Annotated in this window: 8 protein-coding genes and 1 pseudogene; 3 read left to right on the top strand and 6 right to left on the bottom strand. The window is 73.9% G+C overall.

What is annotated here, in order from left to right:
* From CCN42_RS11945 to CCN42_RS11920, 6 genes are all read right to left on the bottom strand, one after another.
* The coding region (locus tag CCN42_RS11945) for a protein kinase domain-containing protein (RefSeq protein WP_158102079.1) at positions 1-364 on the bottom strand (364 nt) is incomplete at its 3' end.
* Between the two features lie 320 nt (positions 365-684).
* Complete coding sequence (locus CCN42_RS11940) at positions 685-1,497, bottom strand: SAM-dependent methyltransferase (protein ID WP_086735239.1); 813 nt, start codon at positions 1,495-1,497, stop codon at positions 685-687.
* Positions 1,498-1,558: 61 nt separating this feature from the next.
* The gene (locus CCN42_RS11935) at positions 1,559-2,206 is read right to left on the bottom strand and encodes an endonuclease (protein WP_086735237.1); all 648 of its coding nucleotides are present in this window, start codon (positions 2,204-2,206) and stop codon (positions 1,559-1,561) included.
* Entirely contained in the window at positions 2,203-2,535 is a 333-nt protein-coding gene (locus tag CCN42_RS11930; RefSeq protein WP_086173513.1) for a DUF3140 domain-containing protein, read from the bottom strand. Before CCN42_RS11930 ends, CCN42_RS11935 begins: the two co-directional genes overlap by 4 nt.
* Positions 2,536-2,570: 35 nt before the next feature.
* The gene (locus CCN42_RS11925) at positions 2,571-3,053 is read right to left on the bottom strand and encodes a Dps family protein (protein WP_086735235.1); all 483 of its coding nucleotides are present in this window, start codon (positions 3,051-3,053) and stop codon (positions 2,571-2,573) included.
* 171 nt (positions 3,054-3,224) lie between these two features.
* Complete coding sequence (locus CCN42_RS11920) at positions 3,225-4,046, bottom strand: alpha/beta hydrolase (protein ID WP_086735233.1); 822 nt, start codon at positions 4,044-4,046, stop codon at positions 3,225-3,227.
* A gap of 181 nt (positions 4,047-4,227) precedes the next feature.
* On the opposite strand from CCN42_RS11920, the gene CCN42_RS11915 reads away from it, so the two are divergent.
* The 3 genes and pseudogenes from CCN42_RS11915 to CCN42_RS11905 all read left to right on the top strand — a co-directional run.
* Positions 4,228-5,415: a thiolase family protein gene (locus CCN42_RS11915; RefSeq protein WP_086735231.1), complete on the top strand. Its 1,188-nt coding sequence runs from the start codon at positions 4,228-4,230 to the stop codon at positions 5,413-5,415.
* A gap of 63 nt (positions 5,416-5,478) precedes the next feature.
* Positions 5,479-6,990: a long-chain-fatty-acid--CoA ligase gene (locus CCN42_RS11910; protein ID WP_086735229.1), complete on the top strand. Its 1,512-nt coding sequence runs from the start codon at positions 5,479-5,481 to the stop codon at positions 6,988-6,990.
* Positions 6,991-7,103: 113 nt separating this feature from the next.
* Positions 7,104-7,289 (top strand): annotated as a pseudogene (locus CCN42_RS11905) (sulfite exporter TauE/SafE family protein); the annotation flags it as partial.

Here is a 7,289-nt window from a genome sequence, read left to right as displayed (position 1 = left end):
GGTGGGCGGCGGCCAGCCCGGCCGCCGCCTCCGCGGCGATCCGCGCCACCCGCTCGGCGGACTGCGGCCCGGAGTGGGCGAGGAGCCCGGCCAGGCTGTCGCCGTCGACCAGTTCCATCACCAGGAACAGCTTGTTCTCGTAGGTGCCGAAGTCCAGGACACCGACCACATGGGGATGGTGGAGCCGGCCGGCGGTCTGGGCCTCCAGCCGGAACCGGGAGGCGGCCGTGGTGTCGGAGTCCTGGGGCAGCAGCAGCTTGACGGCGACCGGCCTGCCGAGCGTGTCGTCGTACGCCCGCCAGACCTCTCCCATCGCGCCGCGCCCGATCGGGTCCTGCAGCCGGTAACGGCCCGCTATGAGCACCTGTGCTTCGTCCTCGTCCAGAGTGAGTCGACAGCCGCGGGCCTAACTCACCGCGCGGGTGCGGGTGATGGTGGGGGGAACGCCGCGGCTGCCACAGCGTACCGGCAGCGCGGGGTCGTTGATCACCGCGGGCGGCAGACGCCCCGTCGCCCGGCGTCGATCTCGGCGATCAGAGCCTTCGCGCGATCCCGCCGTTCCTCGGTCCGGCCCGCACCGGCCGGCTGCGGTTCGCACCCGTCGCGGTGGCCTGCTGCATCGGCGCCGCCCACTGGTCGGGCGGAACCGCCCGGCAGCAGCGCCGCGACGGTGCGGGCCCGCGGTCAGACCTTGCGGCCGACCGCGCCGTACAGGGACACCGGGCCCGGGCCGAGATCCGACTCGCCCTCCGCCAGTTCCGGGCGCCAGTCGGCGACGGAGACGACGCCGGGGGCCAGCAGGTCGAGTCCCCTGAAGAACCGGGCCACTTCGGCCTGTGAGCGGGCCACCAGGGTCACTCCGCCCGCGGTGTACGCGGCGATGCCACGCCGGACGTTCTCCGGCTCGAAGTCGGCGGTCATCGCGGACAGCACCAGGCAGCTGCCCGGCGCGAGCGCGCCGACGAGCGTGTCCACCAGGTCGTAGGCGCCGTCCTCGTCCGCGACGAAGTGCAGCAGGGCGATGAGGGACAGGGCCACCGGGCGGTCGAAGTCGAGGGTCTGGGCGGCCTCTTCGAGGATGCGCTCCGGGTCCCGGGCGTCCGCCTGGACGTAGTCGGTGGCGCCCTGGGGGGTGCCGCGCAGCAGGGCGGCGGCGTGTGCCAGGACGATCGGGTCGTTGTCGACGTAGACGACCCGGGAGTCGGGCGCGGCGGCCTGGGCGATCTGGTGGAGGTTGGGCTCGGTCGGGATGCCGGAGCCGATGTCGAGGAACTGGCGGATGCCCGTCTCCCGGACCAGCAGCCGGGTGGCCCGCTGCATGAACCAGCGGTTGGCGCGGGCGGCCCGCGGGGCGCCGTCGTCGATCGCCATGATCTGCCGGGCGAGTTCCTCGTCGACCGGATAGTTGTCCTTGCCGCCGAGATACCAGTCGTACACCCGGGCCGGATGAGGCCGGGTCGTGTCGATCCGACGTACGGCCGGCTCGGTCCCCGTCACGCGCTGCTCCTTCGCTCGGCGGGCCCCGCGAAGCCCCGGGGCTGCGAGCAGTCTGGCACGATCACGCCGCCCGGCGGAGCGTGTCTTCGGCCACCTCCTTCGCCAGCGCCGCCCGCACCAACGCGGCGGCCAGCACGGCCGGTTCGGTGTCACCGGCGACCTCGAGCAGCCGGTCCGGGTCGGTCGGCAGGCCGAGCCGCCGGGCGCCGGAGAGCGCCTTGTCGTCGAGGTGGGGCCCGACTTCCGGCCAGACCCGCTGGACCTCGCGCAGGAAGATGTCCGCGCCCGCCGGGCCGAGCCCGGGCACCTCCTGGAGCAGCCGCCGCAGTTCCCCGCTGTCTCCGCGCGCCTCCTGGCGCAGCCGGCGCAGGTCGCCGCCCCAGCGGTGGGTGACCAGGTCCGCACCGTCGCCGAGCAGGGTGGCCGTGCGCTCGTCGTAGCGCCGGTACCCGCCCTCGCCCAGGGCGTTCACCCGGCGTTGCCGGCCCGCCTGCGCCATTCGGCGCGGATCGCGCATGCCCGCCTCGTGCAGGGCGCGCGCGGTGGCGACGGCGACGGACGCGCGGATCCGGGCGCTGAGCAGAACTGCCAGCACCAGCAGGCGGTACAGCGGCTGCGGGGTGTCCCGCAGCCGGATGCCCGCCTCCTCGGCGTACGTCCGCCCGTGCGCCCGCACCAGCTCGCGCACCACCCGCCGCGGGTCGGTCACGGCTTCAGCGGGTCGTGACCGATCGACATGAGCGTGTGGCGCTGGCGCGTCCGTTCGGCCTCCGGCTCGTTCGCCATGTCCGTCTGCCCGGACACCATCTCCACCACCAGCGACATCACCCGGACGTCCTCGTCCGTGAGATCGGTGCGCCGCTTCTGCAGGACGGCGAGCACCTGCTTCCCGAGCGGGGGTCCCGCCTGGTCCGGCAGCGGTTCGGTCAGCTCGCCGGCGTCGCGGGTCCGCAGCCAGGTGGCCAGCTCCTTGGAGGTCATGTTGACCACGCGGTGGAAGTCCTCCCACAGCGCGTCGAGTTCGCGGGAGTCCGTCATGGCCTGCCCCTTCCCCTGTGGTGCCTGCGCCCGGGTCAGTCCTCGTGCGGGAAGTTCTCGGCCTCGAACATCCAGCGCTGCTTCTCCAGGTCGCCGGTGATGGCGATCAGCAGGTCCTGGGTGACCGGATCCGGTCCCTCGGTCGCCTCGATCCGCTCCCGCAGCCGTCCGATGGCCGCCCCCAGCGACTCCACCATCACCTGGACCACCTCGTTGTCGCGCACCCAGCCCTCCTTCGGCCCGGGCAGCGCGAACCGCGCGGCGATCGTCTCGGGCCGGCCGTCCGGCGATTCGCCCAGCGCGGCGCACCGCTCCGCCACCGTGTCGGAGTGGGCGCGGGCGGTCGCGACCACCTCGTCGAGCTGGAGGTGGATCGACCGGAAGCGGGGCCCGACGATGTTCCAGTGGGCCTGCTTCCCGATCAGTGACAGCCCGAGCAGGTCGACCAAGGTGTCCTGCAGGGCGTCACAGGCGACCCGGCGGTCGTCGTCGGGCAGCGTGCTCTTCACTACGGTCATGGGGGGCCTCTCCTTGTCACTTCGTCCGCGAGTGTTCCTGGACGTACGGAGCGGCGCGGGTCGCTCGCCCCGACCGCTCCATGGGGGCGCGGGTGCCCCGCACGTACCGGTACAAACCCGGCGTGGCGCAGAGGTGGGAGGGTGGGGCCGGCGGGTGGCGGGTCCGTCCGGTCACTCCCCGAGTACCCGGTCCACGAACGCTGTGACCTCGGCGAAGGCCTCCGCCTTGTTCGTCTCGTGGAACACCTCGTGCCGCGCACCCGGGAAGATCCGCTCGGTCGCCGCGCCGCCGCTCAGCCGCTCGACGCCGGTGCGGCTGCCCGCGAGCGGCACCAGCCGGTCGTCGTCGCCGTGCAGCCACAGCAGCGGCAGCCGGCCCACGTCTCCGCCCCGGGCGACGTCCTCCAGCGTCCGGACGAACGCCCGCAGCGTCGGCCGCTTCATGGGGCCGTGCCAGACCAGCGGGTCCGCCGCGTACGCCGCGCCCACCGCCGGGTCGCGGGAGAGCGCGGCCGGGCTGACCGGGATGCGGGGCACCTCGCCGTGCGCCGCGTCGTGGGCGAGCAGCCGGGCCGGCGTCTCCCAGGCGCCGATCACCGGCCCGGACAGCACCAGTGCGGCGAGGGCGCTGCCGTGGCGCTGGGCGTACCGGGCGGCGATCAGGCCGCCCATGGAGTGCCCGATCAGCACCATCGGCACGTCCGGGTGCGCGGACCGCGCCCGCTCCGCGACGGCGTGCACGTCCGTGACCACGTCCTCGAAGTCCTCGATCACCACCCGCTCCCCGGCGGACCGGCCGTGGCCCATGTGGTCGGGCCCGAACACGGCCGCACCGTGCTCCGTCAGTACGCCGGCCATCTCCGCGTACCGGCCGATGTGCTCGCCGTAGCCGTGCACCACGAGCGCGGTGTAGCGAGGGCGCGGGTGCGGCCACTCGCGGGCGGTGATCGTGCCCCGTGTTCCGGGGAGGACGTGCTCGCGGGCGTCGGTCATGGGCTCCTCCAGCCGCGTCGGGGGAAGGACGGGTCGCAGTCCCGGACGAGTTCCGGGGGATCTTCCCAGGGAGCCGTCCGGAGGTCTATAGTCGAAAACTAGCAGTGCTAATTAATGCGGGCGCCCCCATCGCCCCCGGCACTGCCCTTGTCTGCTGAGCGATGACGGTCAGGAGTCCCTCGTGCGTCCCGTCCACTTCGCGGCCGCCCGCCGCACCCCCATCGGCAAGCTGCGCGGAGCCCTCTCCGCCGTCCGGCCCGACGACCTCGCCGCCGCCGTGATCCGCGGCCTGATCGCCGACGTGCCCGCGCTGGACCCGGCCCGCATCGACGACGTCTACTGGGGCGCCGCCAACCAGGCGGGCGAGGACAACCGCAACGTCGCCCGGATGGCCGCCCTGCTCGCCGGACTGCCCGACTCCGTGCCCGGCGCCACCGTCAACCGGCTGTGCGCCTCCGGCCTGGAGGCCGTCACCACCGCCGCCCGCACCATCGCCGCCGGCGAGGCGGACATCGTGCTCGCGGGCGGCTCCGAGTCCATGAGCCGAGCCCCCTTCGTGCTGCCCCGCCCCGACGAGGCCCTGCCGCACCGGATCGAGACCGCCGACACCCGGCTCGGCTGGCGGCTGGTCAACCCGGCGATGCGGGAGCTGCACGGCCTGCTGGCCATGGGGGAGACCGCCGAGGAGGTCGCCGCGCGGTACGGCGTCGGCCGCGAACGGCAGGACGAGTTCGCGCTGCGCAGCCACCAGCGGGCCGCCCTCGCCCGCAAGGACGGCCACTTCGACGACGAGCTGCTGCCCGTGACCCGCCCGGACGGCGTCGTCGTCGACAGCGACGAATGCGTTCGCGAGGACACCTCGTACGAGAAGCTGTCCCGCCTCAAGCCGGTGTTCCGCGAGGGCGGCACCGTCACCGCCGGGAACGCCTCGCCCATGAACGACGGCGCCGCGGGCCTCCTCCTGGTCAGCGAGGAGGCGCTGAACGAGCTGGGCCTCGAATCCCTCGGCCGTTACGTCGCCGGCGCCTCGGCCGGGGTCCACCCCGACGTCATGGGGATCGGCCCGGTCCCCGCCACCCGTAAGGTGCTGGACCGCGCCGGCTGGAGCATCGGCGACATCCAGGAGGCCGAGTTCAACGAGGCGTTCGCCGCGCAGGCCCTCGCCTGCGTCGACCGGCTCGGCATCGACCCCGACCTGGTCAACCCCACCGGCGGCGCCATCGCCCTCGGCCACCCGCTGGGCTGCTCCGGCGCCCGCATCCTGACCACCCTGCTGCACCGGATGCGCCGCACGGGGGCCGCACGTGGGCTGGCGACGATGTGCGTGGGGGTGGGACAGGGGAGCGCGCTCCTCGTCGAGCGGCATTAGCGACCCCCGGCAGTGACGGCCACCTCCCGCAGAGCCGCAGCAAGGAAACGGAGCGACAACCCCATGGCAACCCTGTCCCTCGCGAGCATCCTCGCCGAGAACGCGCGCCGCCGGCCCGCCAAGACCGCCCTCGTCGAAGGCGACCTGCGCCTCAGCTTCGCCGAGGTCTGGCAGCGGGCCCTGGCGCGGGCCGGTGCCCTCGCCGGGCTCGGCGTGCGGCCCGGGGACCGGGTCGCCCTGATGGCGCCCAACGTCGCCGACTTCCCGACGGCGTACTACGCGATCGCGGCGGCCGGCGGCGTGGTCGTCCCCGTCCACCTGCTGCTGTCCGCGCCGGAGGTCGAGCACGTGCTCACGGACAGCGGCGCCACCCTGCTGCTGTGCCATCCGGCGCAGGCCGAGACCGGCGCCGCCGCCGCGCGGGCCGCCGGGGTGCGGGTCGTCCTCCTGGGCGCCGAGTTCGACAAGCTCGCGGCGGACGCCGAACCGCTGCCGTCGTACGTCACCCGCGACGCCGACGACCCGGCCGTCGTCTTCTACACGAGCGGCACCACCGGCGTCCCCAAGGGCGCCGTGCTCAGCCACCTCAACCTGGTGATGAACGCGACCGTCAACGCGTTCGACGCCAACGACATCCGCCCCGACGACATCGCGCTCGGCGCGCTGCCGCTGTTCCACGCCTTCGGGCAGACCGTCTCCCTCAACTCCACCTGGCGGGCCGGGGCCACGCTCGTGCTGCTGCCCCGCTTCGACGCGGCGCGCGCCATCGAGCTGATGGTGCGGGAGGAGGTCGACACCTTCCACGGGGTGCCCACCATGTACGTCGCCCTGGTCGCCGCGGCGGCCGAGGCCGCGGCCCTGCCCGAACTGCGGGTGTGCGTCTCCGGCGGCGCCTCCCTGCCGGTGGCGGTGCTGGAACGGTTCGAGGAGACGTTCGGTGCGCCCGTCTACGAGGGGTACGGACTGTCCGAGACCTCGCCCACGGCGACCGTGAACCAGCCCGCCTTCGGCACCCGGGCGGGCACCATCGGGCATCCGCTGTGGGGCGTGGACGTGGAGATCGCCCGCGCCGATGTCGAGGACCGGGTCGAGCTGCTGCCCGCCGACGAACTCGGCGAGGTCGTCATCCGGGGCCACAACGTCTTCTCCGGCTACCTCGGCCGCCCCGAGGCCACCGCCGAGGCGGTGGTCGACGGCTGGTTCCGCACCGGCGACCTCGGCACCAAGGACACGGACGGCTTCCTGCGGATCGTCGACCGCAAGAAGGACGTCATCATCCGCGGCGGCTACAACGTCTACCCCCGCGAGGTCGAGGAGGTTCTGATGCGCCACCCCGGCATCGCCCAGGTCGCGGTCATCGGCCTGCCCGACGAACTGCACGGGGAGGAGATCTGCGCCGTGATCGTGCCCGCGCCGGGCGCCGCGCCCGACCCCGAGGGGATCACCGACTGGGCCAGGGAACGCCTGGGGCGCCACAAGTACCCGCGCCGCGTGGAGTTCACCGACGCGCTGCCGCTGGGGCCGAGCATGAAGGTGCTGAAGCGGGAGCTGCGGGGGCGGTACGCGGGGCGGTGACCCTCGGGGCGCGGCGAGGCACGGCGGCGGTGATGACCTCGTAGGACGGCCGTGGTCACCAGGCGAGACGGCGCTCACGGGCCCGGTTGCGTGCGCATAGCATCGGTGTCCGCATGGACACGATGACGCTCTGGCACCTCACCGGCTGGGAATTCGCCGCACTCGCCCTCGCGGCACTGCTCGTCGGCTTCTCCAAGACCGCGGTCAGCGGTGCCAACACGATCAGCCTGGCCGTCTTCGCCGCGGTACTGCCCGCCCGCGCCTCCACCGGAGTGCTGCTGCCCCTGCTCATCGCCGGG

It is taken from the genome of Streptomyces glaucescens (assembly GCF_002154375.1).
Taxonomy (GTDB): domain Bacteria; phylum Actinomycetota; class Actinomycetes; order Streptomycetales; family Streptomycetaceae; genus Streptomyces; species Streptomyces glaucescens.
The sequence above is the reverse complement of the archived record's forward strand: the minus strand, read 5'-3'. Positions and strand labels throughout refer to the sequence as shown.

Excerpts from the sequence above, each read along its gene's own strand:
- CCN42_RS11925 (WP_086735235.1), bottom strand. The coding sequence starts at position 3,053 with ATGACCGTAGTGAAGAGCACGCTGCCCGACGACGACCGCCGGGTCGCC.
- CCN42_RS11920 (WP_086735233.1), bottom strand. The coding sequence starts at position 4,046 with ATGACCGACGCCCGCGAGCACGTCCTCCCCGGAACACGGGGCACGATC.
- CCN42_RS11930 (WP_086173513.1), bottom strand. The coding sequence starts at position 2,535 with ATGACGGACTCCCGCGAACTCGACGCGCTGTGGGAGGACTTCCACCGC.
- CCN42_RS11910 (WP_086735229.1), top strand. The coding sequence starts at position 5,479 with ATGGCAACCCTGTCCCTCGCGAGCATCCTCGCCGAGAACGCGCGCCGC.